This window comes from Flavobacterium sp. CFS9, assembly GCF_041154745.1.
In the GTDB taxonomy this organism is placed as follows: domain Bacteria; phylum Bacteroidota; class Bacteroidia; order Flavobacteriales; family Flavobacteriaceae; genus Flavobacterium.
Window position 1 is genome coordinate 255418 of sequence record NZ_AP031573.1, and the last position, 17847, is coordinate 273264.

Here is a 17847-nt window from a genome sequence, read left to right on the forward strand (position 1 = left end):
TCATAAAATAAATAGTACAATGCCAACCCAAACAAAACGATTTACCCTTCACGAGGACTGGACGGTTGTGATCCTCGGATTTATCATCATCGGAATTTCTCTTTTTCTATTTCTTCCTGAGGTTCCAACTTTCAAATGGTCAACTGGATCAGATTTAGCAGCGGATGTACTTAGTTTCGGAAACCTGAAAATCCTCGGATTTCAATTTATATATTTAATTCTAGTGGGAACATTGGGAACTTTTTTGATTGGAAAATCAGTCAAAAACTTTTTATTGGGTTTTCCGATCGTTTATCTGTTAACCGTATTTGCCTTGGTGATCTCCGGAAATACCGCCATCAAAGGTCTAAATCTCGAAGCGGTAATTTTCAGTTTAATCATAGGTCTCTGTCTGGGTAATTTTTTCATCCTTCCACGATGGTTTCGTTCCTCACTTTCGACAGAAGTTTTTGTCAAAATTGGCTTGGTTTTATTGGGGACCACTGTGATTTTCTCAGACATTCTAAAAGCCGGTTCACTCGGGCTTATTCAGGCATTAGTCGTTGTACTATCAGTTTGGTACTTTGCCTTCTGGCTATGCAAAAAACTAAAGGTCGACAACGAGTTGACCATGATGATTTCAAGTGCTGTTTCCATTTGTGGAGTTTCTGCGGCAATTGCGACTTCTGGTGCCATCAAAGGCGATTCAAAAAAACTGTCTTATGTGATTTCTATTGTTTTGGTCACCGCAATCCCCATGATGATTTTCATGCCCATAATTGCTACACATTTCAACTTTCCTGAAGAAGTAACCGGAGCGTGGCTGGGCGGTAGTATTGATACTTCGGGAGCCGTTGTGGCTTCAGGTTCTTTAGTTGGTGAAACCGCTCTAAAAATTAGTACAATTGTTAAATTCTCTCAAAATGTACTGTTAGGACTAGCTGCTTTTGCCATATCCGTTTACTGGACTTATACTCAGAACAAATCGGAAGAAGCTGTTGCATCAAAACCAACCTTAGCTGTTATCTGGGAACGTTTCCCAAAATTCATCATTGGATTCATTGCGGCTTCACTCCTCTTTTCATTTCTTTTGACTGACGAAGTGAGAGACGAAGTAAAAGACAGCTTAAAGAATCTGCAAGGTATTTGGTTTGCCCTGGCCTTTACCAGTATCGGACTGGAAACCAAATTTAAAGATTTACTGGGCAATACCAGCCGAAAACCTTTATATGCCTTTTTAATAGCACAATTGTTCAATATCATTGTCACACTGATCATCGCTTTTATACTTTTCAAAGAATAACAATCTGAATCCTTTTTTTTGAACACTTTAAAACGTAACTTATTGTGCCTAAAACACATTTCGTCAAAAATAAATCGTAGAGTTGTTCTAAAAAATCATAATTTACTCTACTTTTTAAAAGCTATGTTTCCAGGTCTCAAACCGATTCAATAAAAGATGAAACCAGTTTCAGCAACTCACAACATGAATTAAAATGAAAAAAACACTACTCACACTCCATCTCTTGTTTTCGACAGTACTTTTCGTTTCCGCACAAAACAAAACCACTACCACTTCTTCAAAACCAAACATCATCCTGATTCTGGTCGACGATATGGGTTATTCTGATTTAGGCAATTATGGTTCCGAAATTAAAACACCCAATCTTGATCAATTGGCCAGTGAAGGTTTGCGTCTTCGCGAATTTTACAACAACTCGATTTGTGCTCCAACCAGAGCTTCTCTATTGACGGGACAATACCAGCACAAAGCCGGAATGGGATTTTTTGATATCAACCTTGGACTGCCAGCTTATCAGGGGTACCTCAACAAAGAATCTTTGACTCTTGGCGAAGTTTTCCGTTCCGGCGGTTACAGTACTTTGCTATCAGGAAAATGGCATGTGGGTTCCGAAGATCAGTCGCAATGGCCGAATCAGAGAGGTTTTGATAAATTTTACGGTATCCTGAAAGGAGCTGCGAGTTATTTCGACAGCAAACCTTTGCCTTTCGGAAAAACTCCTTATCCGGTAAAATTACTTCGAAACAATGAAGAGCTGCATCCAAAAGACGATTCGTATTATTTTACCGATGAGATCGGAAACAATGCAGTGACTTTCCTCGACGAACAAAACAAAGAAAATAAACCGTTCTTTCTGTATTTAGCTTTTACCGCTCCGCACTGGCCACTTCAGGCAAAACCGGCAGACATTGCCAAATACAGAGGAAAATTTGACGAAGGCTGGGATGTTTTAAGAGAAAAAAGAATCGAAAAACTAAAAGCAAATGGCATTTTATCCGCCAATCAAACCATATCACCAAGAGATCCCGAAGTACCGGAATGGAACAAACTTACCTATGACGAAAAACAATTCTGGAAAGCCAAAATGGAAGTTTATGCTGCAATGGTAGACAATATGGATCAGAATGTGGGTAAAGTTCTGAACAAACTAAAAGCACTAAAAAAAGATAAAAACACCCTTATTATTTTTATTTCAGATAATGGTGCGCAGGGCGGTTTCAATACCTACAATCCGTTAGGCAGAGGTTTGGTACGAAATGATGGCCCGATTGGAACCTCAGGTTCCTTCGATTATCAGGAGCAAAACTGGGCCTATTTATCAAATACTCCTTTACAGCAATACAAAAACAATATGCATGAAGGCGGTTTCAGTTCCCCATTTATTGCCTGGTTTCCTTCCAAAATAAAAGCAGGCCGCATCGATAAAGGAACCGGACACATTATTGACCTTGCTCCTACTTTCTATGAACTGGCGGGAATTGAATATCCAAAAGAATACAACGGTGCAAAATCAAACCCGCTTGCAGGGAAAAGTCTTCTACCGGTTTTATTCGACAATGCTTCCGAGGTCAACAGAGGAGCTCCGTTATTTTGGGAAAGAGCCGGAAACAGAGCCGTACGAGATGGAAAATGGAAACTGGTATCGATTTACCCCTCTTACGAATGGGAACTCTATGATATCGAAACAGATCGTGGTGAAACTAATAATGTAGCCAAACAGAATCCCGGTATTGTGAATAAACTATCGGCTGCCTATTTTGACTGGGCCGATCAGACAGGAGTTATAGAGTATAGCAAATTTAAGCTAAAACCGGAAGTAATGCCCGGCGGAGCATCTCTAAAAAAATAATTACTTTTTTTAATATTTTGAGTAGTTATTTCCAAAAGCGATTGTTTCAACACAATCGCTTTTTTTGTTTGAAAAATTAAACTTTAAAAAATAATCAAACAAAACATAAAATACCAAACATAAAATTACAATTTTGGCTAAATATTAAGATTTAAAACACCATAAAAACAATTTAATTACATAATAAACAACAAAGTGTTTTGTTTTTCTCTAAAAATAGTAAATTAAAACCATTTTGTTATAAATATCACAAAAACAATTGTTTTAGTGATATTAAATGTTAAATAAAGACTACTTATTAACAGAAAATTAAGACATTTGAGAAACTAACCAAAAATATTTACAAATGAAAATCAACTTTAAGTTTTTTTTGGGGCTATTGATCACATTATTTATACAAATAGCCAATGCGCAGGAAGGATCTATTACAGGGAAAGTTACTGACTCAAAACGAGTTCCGCTTCCGGGAGTTAACATTCTTGTAAAAGGAACAAAAGTCAGTACTCAAACTGATTTTGACGGAAATTTTAAAATAACAGCAAAAAAAGGAGACGTACTAACAGTAAGTTATGTCAGTTTTGCAACTGTACACGTCCCTGCCTCCAATTTAATGACCGTTCAACTGGTCGAAACACAAAATGAACTGGAAGCTGTTTTGGTCGTTGGTTACGGAACACAGACTAAAAAGAATTTAACGGACAATATTGCCCGCGTTACGGCTAAAGATATCCAGCAAATACCTGTTTCAAACGTTCAAAATGCGCTGGTGGGTAAACTTGCCGGTGTACAAATCACTCAGACAAATGGTAAAGTTGAAGGCGGTATAAATGTTAGAGTTCGTGGTGCTGCCAGTATTAGTGCGGGAACACAGCCTTTATATGTTTTAGATGGAATTCCCTTGATTACAGACAACGAATCCAGCAACGGAGCGCCAACAAATCCATTATTGACTTTGAGCCCTAATGAAATCGAGTCTATTGACGTCTTAAAAGATGCTTCTTCTGCAGCGATTTATGGTGCACGTGGTGCTAATGGAGTAGTAATCATCACTACCAAAAAAGGAAAAGACGGAAAAGGAACTTTCTCTCTTAATTTCTCGCAAGGTGTCAGCGAAGCTACTCACAAGAGAAAGTGGCTTAATGCAAAACAATATGTTGAATTAATACGCGAAGCCGGAAAAAATGTTGACGATTTGGCCTCGGTAGAAGAAGAACTGGATCGTCTGGCTCAGGGAACAGATTGGAGAAACGGAGAAATTGATACAGACTGGCAGGATATCGCCTTTCAAACGGGATATACCACCGATGCTGATTTTTCGGTTTCCGGCGGAGACGACAAAACCAGATACTTCTTTTCAGGAGCTTACAACAACACTACCGGAATTATCGACAGTAACAGTCTGGAGAGAATAACCGGAAGATCTAACTTATCTCACAAACTATCAGATCGTTTTACTGTGGGAATGAACATTGGTTTTTCAAGAGCCATCATCAACAGAGTGCAGGATGATAACTCTTTTACATCACCTTTACAATCCGTAGCGCAGGCTCCAATATCACAGGCAAGACTGGCAGACGGAACGGCAAACCCAAATACAGAATATGCTAACTATTTATTGGCAAAAGACAATACTTTTTGGAAAACCATCATGCGCAGACTTACCGGAAAAGTTTTTGGCGAACTTAAAATAGTAAAAGGTCTGAAGTTCAATTCTGATTTTTCTTATGACTACATGACTCAAACAGAAGACTACTGGCAAGGAAAAAATGCTCCTTTTATGGCAACAGACGGTGCTGTATTTGCGACCTCGGTAAATACCGAAAATTATATTTTCAGTAACTACTTTACCTACGACAAAACATTTGCAGAAAAACACGCTCTGAATCTTGTTGCCGGTATGGAACTTAACAAGTACAACAATAGATATCAGGATGTAAATAGCATCTACTTCCCTAACGACGGTTTTCAGACGATCGACGGAGGAGCCGAAATTAATGAAGGGCATGGTAGGGAAATCGATTATGCATTTGTATCTCAATTTGGAAGATTAAGCTATGCTTTTGATGGCAAATACCTGTTTAAAGCCAGTATTCGTCGTGACGGCTCTTCCCGTTTTGGAAAAAACGAACGCTATGGTGTTTTCCCTGCACTTTCTGCCGGTTGGGTAATATCAAAGGAAAATTTCCTGAAAGAAAATCCGGTTTTAACGTATTTGAAAATAAAAGGAAGCTGGGGTAAATTAGGAAATGCCGAAATTGGGAACTTTGCTTCACGCCAGTTGTATCAGACAAATCCCTATAATTTAAAATCAGGACTTACCTTTGATCAGCCAGGAAATGATAATTTAACCTGGGAGAAATCGACTCAAATTGATTTTGGTGCCGAGCTAGGCTTTTTAGATAAAATTACTTTCGAGGCCGATTACTACCAAAAAGATACGGACGGGTTGCTTTTTGATGTTCCGCTTCCTAAAAGTGCCGGCGGTGGTGATTTAGGAACCATTAGCAAAAATATTGGAAAGATCAGAAGTAGTGGTTTCGAATTCACTTTAAACACCAAAAATATCACCACCGAAAATTTTACCTGGACAACAAGTTTCAATTTAACGACCAATCAATCCAAAGTAAAATCATTACCCAACAACAATGCTGATGTAATAAGCAGTTATACCATTAATAGAGTGGGTGAAAACATTTCGTCTTTCTATTTGGTAGAGTACGCAGGGGTTGATCCCGCAAACGGAGATGCACTTTTTGTAAAAAACACAAAAAATGCCGATGGAAGCATTGACAGAAGTACCACTAATGACTACAGTGAAGCACAGAGAACCATTCTTGGGAATCCGTTTCCAACCTTAATGTCAGGACTTACCAATACGATCCTGTACAAAGGAGTTGATTTTTCATTTACTTTCCAGGGAGAATGGGGTGCCAGTATTTACAACACTGCAGGAATTTATCAGTCTACAGCAGCCGATTATTTTGACAACCAGACTCTGGATCAGTTAGACCGTTGGCAAAAACCGGGAGACATTACCAATGTACCTCAAGCGAGATTTGGCGGTTCAAATGGTACCCAAAATTCAAGTCGCTATCTGGACAAATCAGATTTTATCCGTTTAAGAAACCTGACTTTAGGATATTCGTTACCTAAAAAGACAGTAAGCGATATGGGAATGAGCAATTTAAGAGTATACATGACCGCTGTAAATTTATTGACTTTTACCAATTATAAAGGTTCTGATCCTGAGTCACGAAGAGACGATATCACAAGAGCAAATCCTAATATTGGGCAGGAATTTTATTCGGCTCCGCCAGCGAGAACAATTGCGATGGGAGTAAATATCAATTTTTAAATCGATCAAGATGAAATCAAACACTATACTATTATTTATGTTTTTTGCAGTCTTTTTTACAAGCTGTCAAGATGAATTAAACATAGAACCAAAGCAAAGAGAAGACGCTTCTGTAACGTTAAGTACAGAAGAAGGGGTTACCAATGTACTCACCGGAACTTATGCTCTTGCTGCAAGAGGAAATGCTTACGGAGGAAGAATCTTAGTTTACGCCGATTTACTGGGAGCAACAGGTGCAACTGCCACTACTGAATTTAGATTCAGAGGAAGTTTCGGGGAATTAAGACAAATGTATATCAAACAAATGCTTGCTGATAATGTAATCATCACCGGAACTTACTCGAGATGTTACGAAATCATAAACGCGGCTAATACCGTTATCGACAATATCAGCAAAGTAAAAGATCCGTCCAAACAAGCCCGAATGATCGGTGAAGCTAATTTTTTAAGATCGCTTGCTTATTTCGATTTAGTGCGCTTTTTTGCGAAACCATACGTTAGCGGTCAGCCTAATAATCAATTAGGAATTGTAATAAGAGACAAAGCCATTTATGATTTCAACGCCGATTTATCAAAAGAAAGAAGTACCGTTGCTGAAGTATATAAAGTAATCATTGACGGATTAAATCTCGCTTATACTAATCTTCCAAAAGACAATAGTTTTTATGCGGATAAATATGCTGCAAAAGCCCTATTAGCGAGAGTATATCTACAACAGGGCAACTACGCTTTGGCAAGAGACGCTGCTGATGATGTCATTAAAAACAGCGGACACTCTTTGTCTACAAAATATGCAGATGCCTTTAATCATGACACCGATCAGGCTGAAGACGTATTTGCTATCCAAATTACAAAACAAACCGGAGTAAACGATGCCAATACCTTTTATTCAGCTGAGAATAATGGAGGACGCGGAGGTGATATTTCGATCAGGGATCCTTATCTGAAAAAATTTACAGATCCTAACGACGATCGTGCAAAATTCAATTATGTAAACCCTGTAAACGACAGAATACTAACCCTGAAATTTACCGATCAGTTTGCTAATGTAGGGATTATTCGTCTGGCTGAAATGTACCTCATCAGAGCCGAAGCTAACTTTCGCGCCGGAACAGTGGTAGGCAACACTCCGATTGACGATATCAACATCATCAGAACAAGAGCCAATGCACAAAAACTGACCGCAGTAACACTTGATGCCATTTTATTAGAACGCCAATTCGAATTAGCTATGGAAGGCTTTTCCATTCACGATATCCGAAGAACAAAAGGCTCCATTGATGTAAGTGTCGACGGCGACGGATCTGAATTATTATCTTATGATGCAGATGTACTGGTATTTCCTATTCCAATCTTGGAAATGGATGCCAACAAAAAAATAACCCAGAATCCAGGTTACAGCAAGTAAATACAACTCAAAAAAAACATCCCGTTCAGCGGGATGTTTTTTTTATACTAAAATCAAAAAAAATTAATTTTTGAAAGCATTCAATGATTTCTCGATAATCTCAAGACATTCCTGAATTTGAGATTCTGTCATCACCAAAGGCGGTGCCAGTCTAATTTTATTTCCGTGAGTTGGCTTAGCCAATAATCCGTTATCTCTGAATTTCAAACAAATTTCCCAAGCCAAATCTGAATCTTCACCACAATTAATTACAATTGCATTTAATAACCCTTTACCACGAACTAGTGTAATTAAGTCATTACGTTCTGCAATTTCATTTAACCCTTTTCTTAGAATAATTCCAAGACGTTCTGCATTTTCAGCAAGTTTTTCTTCTTTGATTACTTCAAGAGCTGCAACTGCAACCGCAGCAGCAACAGGATTTCCTCCAAAAGTAGATCCGTGTTGTCCCGGTTTGATTACATTCATAATTTCATCATTACACAAAACTGCCGATACCGGATACACCCCGCCTGAAATCGCTTTTCCTAAAATTAAAATATCAGGCTGTACATTTTCATGCTGCACCGCCAATAATTTTCCGGTACGCGCAATTCCTGTCTGAACCTCATCTGCAATGAACAAAACATTATGTTTCTCGCACAATTCTTTGGCTTTAGCTAAATATCCTTCAGAAGGAACATAAACTCCTGCTTCTCCCTGAATAGGTTCTACTAAAAATCCTGCAATATTTTTTGACGACTCCAATGCTTTTTCAAGAGCAGCCAGATTATCGTATTCAATCTTTATAAATCCATCTGTAAAAGGTCCGAAATTTTTGCGTGCTACTTCATCATTTGAGAACGAAATGATAGTAGTCGTTCTTCCGTGAAAGTTGTTTTCGCACACGATTACCTGTGCCTGATTTTCCGGAATTCCTTTTACTTCATAAGCCCATTTTCTACATACTTTAAGAGCCGTTTCAACTGCTTCGGCACCCGTATTCATAGGTAATACTTTATCGAAACCAAAATACTTCGTTACAAATTCCTCATAATTACCTAATTTATCATTGTAAAAAGCACGCGAAGTCAGTGTAAGTTTTTGAGCCTGATCCACCATAGCCTTCACAATCTTTGGATGGCAGTGTCCTTGATTTACGGCTGAATAAGCAGATAAAAAATCAAAGTATTTTTTTCCGTCTACATCCCACACATAAACACCTTCTCCTCTTTCTAAAACAACAGGAAGTGGATGATAATTATGCGCTCCGTATTTATTTTCTTTTTCAATCAAAACTTCTGATTTTGACGACAGGGCATTTTCAGTATGAATCATAATTTTATTTATTTAAAATTGTTCAAAACACAAAAGTATTAAAAATTTCTCATCAACAAGCCTTAAATTCACATTTTTGACTTTTTAAAACAATTTTAAAGTCAAAAACTATATTTTTTAACAATAAAAAAACAAATATTACTTACTCTATAATTCCTTATTCCTCCTTGTTAATTAAAAAAAAGAATTACTTTTATAAATGCGAAAGTATTGCCGCTCATTTAAAGACATTTTCAAAATTTAACAAATAACAGCTGCAACGGCATTAGCATTAAGATTAAACACAATTTAGAAGAATGGATATATTAGACGAATTTGATATTAGCATCATTAAAGAATTAGAAAAAGACGGAAGAATGGCTTTTTCTGCAATTGCTGCTAATTTGAAAATATCAAACACCATGGTGCATCAGCGTATAAACAGAATGATCGAACAAGGTGTAATTGGTGGAATCAAACCTGTCATCCAGGAAAAAAACATAGGTTATGACTGGGCATCTTTTACGGGAATAACCCTGAATAAAGATTCTGATTCAGACCGGATTATTGAAGAATTAAAAAAAATTCCGGAAATTACAGAATGTTATTACGTAACGGGATCCTTTACGCTTTACATCAAAATCATAGCCAAAAATCACGAACACATGCGCCGAATCCTTTATGAAAAAATCGATGGTATTCCGGGCATCGCCAAAACCGATTCTATTATTGAATTAGGCTGTGCATTCAAACGAAATATCTCTTTGTAATTACTTTTTAAATTTTAAACAATGATGTTACGAAAATTGCTTTTACTTACTTTGTTTTGCTGTAAGTCGGCCCTGTTTTCGCAAATCGTTGTTCCCAGTCCGTCTAAAAGTGATTTCTCCCCAACCCTTTCTTTTCTGGCTTCCGATTGGATGGAGGGGCGCGGAAGTACACAAAAAGGAGCTTTTATGGCCTCCGAATATATTGCTTCGATGATGGAACTGTACCAATTAGTTCCGTACGACACTAAATCAGGTTATTATCAGCATTTCAAAATTGGGGAGCACACTGTCAAGAAAACTACTCTTGAAATAAAAAAAGGCAGTAAAGAAACTTTTCTCCTTTCTCCAAATACTGATTTTCAGGTTACCCCTATCGCACAATCGTTACAAAAAGAAGCCGAAGTCGTTTTTGCAGGTTATGGATTAAATCTACCGAAAGAAAACTATGATGACTACAAAAATCTGAATCCAAAAGATAAAATTGTTATCGTTCTAAAAGGCTATCCGGGACATTCGGACAGCACTTCCGTATCGTATCAAAAATTCAAAAAGTACTATCCCGAAGAGAATAATCTGGAAGAAATCAAACTTCAAACTGCCATCAGTAAAGGAGCCAGCGCATTGATTGTTATTGATTGCAAAAGATGGGTTAAATTTAAAAAAGAAACTGCTTTTCATTCCATCGAAAATTCAGCTGTCACTTCCATTCCAGTTTTTGAACTAAGTAAATCTGCTGCCGAAAAACTGCTAAGCGGAAGTAACATTTCATTAGAACGTATAGAGAAAAAAGCGGCACAAAAACCATTCTTTGCTTCTGCTCTGCTAAAAAATACAAAAATCAATTTCTCGATAGAATTGCAGTCCCAAACTTTTCCGGTTCGCAATGTTTTAGGAATGATTCCAGGGAAAGACACCACTAAAACTATTATTGTTGCCGCTCATTACGATCATTTAGGCATTCTAAACGATTCTATTTACAATGGGGCCGACGACAATGCATCAGGGGTTTCCGGAATGCTGGCATTGGCAAAAAAATGGTCCGAAACCAAAATAAAACCTCCTTTCACTATTTTATTCGCTTCGTGGACTGCCGAAGAAATGGGACTTTTGGGAAGTGACTATTTTGTTCAGCAGTTGGATTCCGAAAAGCAAAAAATACTGCTCGCCATTAATATGGACATGATTTCGAGAAATTCTCCCGAGGACAAAACACATCGAATGCTAAGCATCGGAACACAAAAAGAAAACGATTATCTAAAAGAAATTGCGAATCTCAGCAATACAAAACTTTCGAAACCTTTTACACTTGATCTCTGGGAAACCAACGGACATACCGGAAGTGATTATGCCTCTTTTACTGCTAAAGGGATTCCCATCATGACCTTCTTCAGTGGCTTTCATGACGATTACCACTCCACCAGAGATACCGCTTCAAAAGTAGATTTAGATAAGATAAAAGATGTTCTCTTCATCGTCAATACTTCTCTTTTAAATTTTATAAACCAGCTGCATTAACTCCATTAAAAAACCATGAAAAACCGATTTCCCTCCTATCTTTCGAATCAAAAAATCCTGATCGTTATATTACTTTTTACGGTTAGTCTGCTTCAGGCACAAAACCCTAAAGGCAAACTGTTCATTATTGGCGGCGGCGATCGGTCTGATGCTTTGATGAAACAAGTTTTAAGTGTTTCTGAATTAACCAAAAAAGATTTCATTGTCGTTCTACCCATGTCCAGCGAAGAACCGGACAGTTCCTTTATTTTTTTCAAAACACAAATGATAAAATTAACTCCGAATCCAATTGTGATGCTTAATTTCAATAAAGAAACCGCTCAGAACAAAAAGTTAACCGATTCACTTCAAAAAGCAAAACTGATTTTTATAAGCGGCGGAGATCAAACGCGTTTTATGAATATAGTTCAAAATACTCTCATTAAAACGGCAATTCAAAAAGCCTATCAAAACGGAAGTACCATTTCCGGAACAAGCGCAGGAGCAGCAGTAATGTCTGAAAAAATGATTACAGGAAACCAGAAACTGCAAAAAGAATACTCCGGAACTTTCGACAACATCCGTTACGACAATCTCGAAACTGCTGAAGGTCTAGGATTACTCAAAACAGCAATCATCGATCAGCACTTTTTAAAGAGAAATCGTTACAACCGATTGCTTTCTGCATTAGTCGAGTTCCCTTCTTTAACCGGAATCGGAATTGACGAAAGCACGGCCATCATCGTCCGAAACAATCAGATTGAAGTTGCGGGTGAAAGTGAAGTAATTGTCGTTAAAAATCCCAAAGGAATTCTGAGATCAAAAAAGAACAATCTCATTTCAATCGAAAATCTGCAAATGAGCATTTATACTGCCGGACAAAAATTTAACATCAAATAAACATGTTTACTACCAAAACTATAAAATTAGCCCTTGTACTTTGTTGCGCAAGTCTTCCACTTTCTGCACAAAAAATCAATTCAAAAGAAGCCGTTCGTCTCGAAAATTTAGCCCAACAGGTTACTATTATCAGAGACAACTGGGGTATTCCGCATGTTTATGGAAAAACCGATGCCGATGCTGTTTTTGGATTACTGTACGCCCAATGTGAAGATGATTTCAAACGCATTGAAATGAACTATATTGAAAAACTGGGACGTCTTTCAGAAATAAAAGGGCAAGGAGTCTTATACAATGATTTAGAAATCAAATTATTAATAGACACCGAAGAAACCAAAGCCGATTATAAAAAAGCGCCCTTATGGCTCAAAAAATTATTAAACAGTTATGCCGATGCTGTTAACTTTTATCTCTACAAACATCCCGAAGTAAAACCGGCGCTCTTAACTCATTTCGAACCCTGGTTTCCTTTGCTTTGGACCGACGGAAGTATCGGAGCCATCAGTACCGCCGATTTGACAACAGGAGAATTAAAAGCTTTTTATTCCGGTAACGGCGATAAAGTAGCCTATGTTGAAAGAGAAAAAAATGTACAGACAGGTTCTAATGGTTTTGCATTTGCCCCATCAAAAACAGCCGCCGGCAACGCTATTTTGTACATCAATCCACATACCACCTTTTATTTCAGACCTGAAGTACAAGTCACCAGCGAAGAAGGTTTAAATGTTTACGGAGCAGTAACCTGGGGGCAATTTTTCGTCTATCAGGGTTTCAATGAGCATTGCGGATGGATGCACACCTCCTCCAACGTTGATGTTGCCGATATGTATGCTGAAAAAATTGTCGATAAAAAAGGTAAATTATTTTATGAGTTTGATCAAAAACTAATCCCCGTTATCGAAAAAGAAATTATAATAAGTTACAAAGAGAACGGAAAATTAATCCCTAAAAAATTCAAAACCTATTTTACCAATAACGGTCCGATCATGGCCAAACGTGATGGAAAATGGATCAGTCTAAAGTCAAACAATCGCTCGATGACCAGTTTAATTCAGAGTTGGGTCAGAACCAAATCTACCAGTTTTGAAGATTACAAAAAAGCGATGGACTTAAAAGCCAATACTTCGAACAATACTGTTTACGCAGACAGTAAAGGAAATATCGCCTACTGGCACGGAAATTTTATCCCCATCAGAGACAAAGGCCTTAATTGGTCGAAAGTCATTGACGGATCGGTCTCGGCTACGCAATGGAAAGGTCTTCATGAAGTAAACGAAACCGTTCATTTGTATAATCCAACAAATGGATGGCTGCAAAACTGTAACTCCACACCTTATACTGTTGCGGGAGAAAACAGTCCGAAAAGAGAAAACTACTTGCCTTATATGGCACCTGACGGAGAAAATTTCAGAGGAATAAACGCCGTTCGAATTTTCAGCAAAGGCAGTCAGTATACTTTAGACAAAGTAATTGCTGACGGATATGATACTAAATTGTCGATTTTTGAAATTTTAATTCCAAGTCTGATTACGGTTTACGAAAAAAACAAAACAGAATATCCCGAATTGAATGAAGCCATTTCAATACTCAAAAACTGGGATTATTATGCCAAAGAAAATTCAATAGCCACAACTTTAGCGGTCGAATGGGCCTATAAATTAGACCCGATTATACTGAAAGCATACATCGATGAAGGAGAACCGGATCAGGTCGAGAATACTAAAAAATTTGCCTCCAATGCTACAGCCAATCAAATGCTTCCGCAATTACAGGCGGTTTTAAAAGAACTGAATTCAAAATGGGGAACCTGGAAAGTAGCCTGGGGAGAAATAAACCGATTTCAGCGTTCAAACGGTGACATCGATTTAAAATATGACGACGCACAGCCAAGCTTACCAATCGCTTTTGGACCTGGCTCCTGGGGAAGTTTGCCTTCCTTCAAAAGCAGTTATCAGAAAGACTCCAAAAAACGATACGGTTACAATGGCAACAGTTTTGTATGTGCCGTAGAATTTGGTCCAAAAATAAAAGCAAAATCATTGTTAGCCGGAGGCAATAGCGGAGATCCTGGCTCCAAACATTTTAACGATCAAAACGAAATGTATCGAAATGGAAGCTTTAAAGAAGTCTTGTTTTACAAAGAAGATGTGATCAAAAATGCTGAGAAAACCTATCATCCCGGTGAATGATTTTCCTTGTAAGAAAACAACGTTTAAAAACCTCGGAAGAAATACATTCCGAGGTTTTTTTGTAACGTAATATTTCTGATATTTGTTAAAAAATGTACTCTTATGAAAAATTCGGCCTTTCTCTTATTTGCTACCCTATTGTTTTCCAACGGTATAAATGCGCAGCTAAAAGCTGTAAAATACACTGACGGTTCTCAGGCTCTAAGTGGCTTATTTGCAAAATCTGCTAAAAAAAGCGCTCAAAATCCCGGTATTTTATTGATTCCGGCCTGGCTTGGTATCGACAAAGCTTCTAAAGATATTGCAGAAAACTTATCCAAATTAGGTTATAATGTTTTCATTGCTGATATCTATGGCGAAGGAAACAAACCTGCAAACACCGCCGAAGCGGCAAAGCAATCCAGTTACTACAAAAATAACTTTGAAATATATCAAAAACGCATCAATGCCGCATTACAGGAATTGATCAAATCAGGAGCCAACGCCGACAATATTGTAGCCATTGGGTACTGCTTTGGAGGAACCGGTGTTCTTGAAGCTGCGCGTGGACATTTGAATCTAAAAGGAGTGGTTTCTTTTCACGGAAGTTTAGCCAGAGATGCCGCCCGTAAAATTGAACCCATCACAACTAAAGTATTAGTCTGCCACGGAGCTGACGATCCATACGAATCAAAAGAAGAAATCACAGCTTTTCAACAGGAAATGAGAGATTCAAAAGCCGATTGGCAAATGATTTATTATGCCAATGCTGTACATTCTTTCACCAATCCTGAAGCTGGAAATGACAACTCAAAAGGAGCAGCCTATAACGCAGTTGCAGCAAAAAGAGCTTTTGAACATTTGCAGCTTTTCCTGAATGAAGTATTAAAAAAATAAGCTTTAAAACTGCGATTTCCAAAGAATAAAACGAATCTCAACTATATAATTTTAAAATTCATAGCAAAAAAAGGAAAAAGATCTTTTTAATCATTTTAATCTACAGCAAAAAAACAACTGGATTACTCTGGATAATTATTTTTAAAATTTACGGAAATTCGCGTTATTCGTTGCAGAAAAAAACAAACCAAAAAAACCAAACCAATACCATTTACAATCAATGTCACACAGTCCGATTAGAAAAGACAAAACCTGCTTAAACTGCAGACATGTTGTTGAACAAAAATACTGTCCCAATTGTGGGCAGGAAAACACCGAATCCCGAAAAACATTTCATTATCTGTTCGTTCACTTTTTTGAAGATCTGACACATTATGAAAATACTTTTTGGCGTACTATCAGATACCTTTTGTTTAAACCCTCTGCATTAACCTCAGAATATTTAGCCGGAAAACGTTTATCCTATTTGGCACCTGTACGCTTATACATCTTTATCAGTTTTGTTACTTTTTTAATGATTGCTTTATTTCCCGGCCATTCAAAAGAAACTCCGACTGATTTTGATCTCAACGTAAGCCGCAAAAAAGAAGTCCCAAAAAACATTTTTACAGGAGATCTTAATGATTTAAAACCCGGAGATGGTTTTGACAAATTTACAAGAGAAGTTGATTCCGTTCAAAAATATGCTCCGGAGGAAAAAAAATTAGATTCGTTTAGTTACTGGATGATTCAAAAAGTAAAATATGTAAAAGAACACAATACCAAAAAAGAACTCATTAGCAAGTTTACAGAGTCTTTTGTACACAACATTCCAAAAGTACTTTTCATTATAATGCCTCTATTTGCCTTCATTTTATGGCTCTTTCACGGTAAAAAAAGATGGTATTATTTTGATCATGGAATATTCACCTTACATTATTTTTCATTTTTGCTTCTCGTAACCTCCATCTTATTTATTATCCGGAGATTGGTTGGGTTATTTGGAGAAGACAGCCCACTATCTTTTATTTCAAGTATAACTGATTTTTTGGGAGGCCTTTGGATGTTTTACTATTTTTTTCCGGCACACCACCGCTTTTATGGCGAAACCAGATGGATTTCCTTCTTTAAAAGCATCGTATTGATGTTTATAAACTTTACTGTCATCTTATTTTTATTAGTTTTCTACATTTTCTATACCTTTATCAATTTACACTAAACATCATATGAAAAAAATCATAATCCTGTTATTAATTGGTACTGCATTTTCGTGTAAAAACACACAATCAGTTACCTTAAAAGACAATTCAGAGCCGTCTAAATACATCGATTTTATTTCTGAAAAAGACCTAAAAACAATGCTTTATGTTGTGGCCTCTGACGAAATGGAGGGTCGAGAAACCGGATCGAAAGGACAAAAGAAAGCAGGTCTTTACATGATCGGGCAATACAAAAAACATGGAATTTCGTTCCCTAAAGGTGCAACCGATTATTACCAGCATATTCCTGCTTCATTTTTAAATGCCAGACGAAATGAAAACTTACCGGATTCAGAAAACATCTGGGCCTATATTGAAGGATCTGAAAAACCGGATGAAGTTTTGGTTATTTCTGCACATTACGATCACGTAGGAGTAAAAAATGGAGACGTTTATAATGGTGCTGATGATGATGGTTCGGGAACTGTAGCTGTAATGGAAATGGCAAAAGCATTTGCAAAAGCCAAAAAAGACGGACACGGTCCAAAACGCTCTATCCTGTTCCTGCACGTTACGGGTGAAGAACATGGCCTGCATGGTTCTCGTTATTATTCTGAAAATCCTTTATTTCCAATCGCCAATACCATTGCCGACATTAATATCGATATGATTGGCCGTCGCGATGTAGAACACGAAAAAACAAACAATTATGTATATGTAATTGGAGCTGACAGACTCTCCACTGATTTACACAATATTGTTGTGGCACAAAATGAAAAATACACTAAAATTGACTTAGATTTTAAATTCAACGATCCGAAAGATCCAAATCATTTTTACGAGCGTTCCGATCATTATAACTTTGCAAAATTCGGAATTCCATCCGTTTTCTTCTTTAACGGAGTTCACGAAGACTACCACAGAAAAGGTGACGAACCTCAGAAAATTGAGTATGATGCTTTGACTAAAAGAACAAAATTAGCCTTCTCCATCGCCTGGGAATTAGCGAACAGAGCTGATCGTCCGGTAGTTGACAAACCGATTAAATAAGGTTAACTTCGATTGTGCAGACTCAGAGCAGCAAAGGTTCAGAGGCACAAAGGCTTTTAAAAATAAGAAACAAAAAACGAGGAGCCAAAACTCCTCGTTTTTTTATATACTTTCTAATCATTCTTTAAGCTTGAAATCCAGCTAAAACCTTTGAGCCTTTGCGACTCTGAACCTTTGTACCTCTTAAAATCAATAAACAT

12 protein-coding genes are annotated in these 17847 nt (G+C 37.4%); 11 read left to right on the forward strand and 1 reads right to left on the reverse strand.

What is annotated here, in order from left to right; translation table 11 throughout:
• Positions 1-19: 19 nt before the first annotated feature.
• From ACAM30_RS00845 to ACAM30_RS00860, 4 genes are all read left to right on the forward strand, one after another.
• Positions 20-1282 carry a YeiH family protein gene (locus ACAM30_RS00845; protein ID WP_369616778.1) on the forward strand — a complete coding sequence of 421 codons (1263 nt, stop codon included), beginning with the start codon at positions 20-22 and terminating at the stop codon, positions 1280-1282.
• Positions 1283-1475: 193 nt separating this feature from the next.
• Entirely contained in the window at positions 1476-3131 is a 1656-nt protein-coding gene (locus tag ACAM30_RS00850; protein WP_369616779.1) for an arylsulfatase, read from the forward strand.
• Positions 3132-3477: 346 nt separating this feature from the next.
• Positions 3478-6486 (forward strand): SusC/RagA family TonB-linked outer membrane protein, encoded by a 3009-nt coding sequence (locus ACAM30_RS00855; RefSeq protein ID WP_369616780.1) that lies wholly within the window; start codon positions 3478-3480, stop codon positions 6484-6486.
• Between the two features lie 10 nt (positions 6487-6496).
• Positions 6497-7894 (forward strand): RagB/SusD family nutrient uptake outer membrane protein, encoded by a 1398-nt coding sequence (locus tag ACAM30_RS00860; protein ID WP_369616781.1) that lies wholly within the window; start codon positions 6497-6499, stop codon positions 7892-7894.
• A 63-nt stretch (positions 7895-7957) separates the two neighbouring features.
• On the opposite strand, the gene rocD is transcribed toward ACAM30_RS00860, so the two are convergent.
• Complete coding sequence (gene rocD, locus ACAM30_RS00865; RefSeq protein WP_369616782.1) at positions 7958-9211, reverse strand: ornithine--oxo-acid transaminase; 1254 nt, start codon at positions 9209-9211, stop codon at positions 7958-7960.
• A gap of 296 nt (positions 9212-9507) precedes the next feature.
• Between rocD and ACAM30_RS00870 the strand changes: the two genes are divergently transcribed.
• From ACAM30_RS00870 to ACAM30_RS00900, 7 genes are all read left to right on the forward strand, one after another.
• Positions 9508-9960: an Lrp/AsnC family transcriptional regulator gene (locus ACAM30_RS00870; protein ID WP_369616783.1), complete on the forward strand. Its 453-nt coding sequence runs from the start codon at positions 9508-9510 to the stop codon at positions 9958-9960.
• Between the two features lie 21 nt (positions 9961-9981).
• Positions 9982-11475 carry a M20/M25/M40 family metallo-hydrolase gene (locus ACAM30_RS00875; RefSeq protein ID WP_369616784.1) on the forward strand — a complete coding sequence of 498 codons (1494 nt, stop codon included), beginning with the start codon at positions 9982-9984 and terminating at the stop codon, positions 11473-11475.
• 15 nt (positions 11476-11490) lie between these two features.
• Positions 11491-12354, forward strand: a complete 864-nt coding sequence (locus tag ACAM30_RS00880; protein WP_369616785.1) for a cyanophycinase — start codon at positions 11491-11493, stop codon at positions 12352-12354.
• Positions 12355-12356: 2 nt separating this feature from the next.
• Complete coding sequence (locus ACAM30_RS00885) at positions 12357-14543, forward strand: penicillin acylase family protein (protein WP_369616786.1); 2187 nt, start codon at positions 12357-12359, stop codon at positions 14541-14543.
• A gap of 102 nt (positions 14544-14645) precedes the next feature.
• A complete protein-coding gene (locus ACAM30_RS00890; protein WP_369616787.1) occupies positions 14646-15419 on the forward strand; it encodes a dienelactone hydrolase family protein in 774 nt (257 codons plus the stop codon).
• A 220-nt stretch (positions 15420-15639) separates the two neighbouring features.
• The gene (locus ACAM30_RS00895) at positions 15640-16617 is read left to right on the forward strand and encodes a DUF3667 domain-containing protein (protein ID WP_369616788.1); all 978 of its coding nucleotides are present in this window, start codon (positions 15640-15642) and stop codon (positions 16615-16617) included.
• A gap of 7 nt (positions 16618-16624) precedes the next feature.
• Positions 16625-17647 carry a M28 family peptidase gene (locus tag ACAM30_RS00900; protein WP_369616789.1) on the forward strand — a complete coding sequence of 341 codons (1023 nt, stop codon included), beginning with the start codon at positions 16625-16627 and terminating at the stop codon, positions 17645-17647.
• Positions 17648-17847 lie beyond the last annotated feature (200 nt).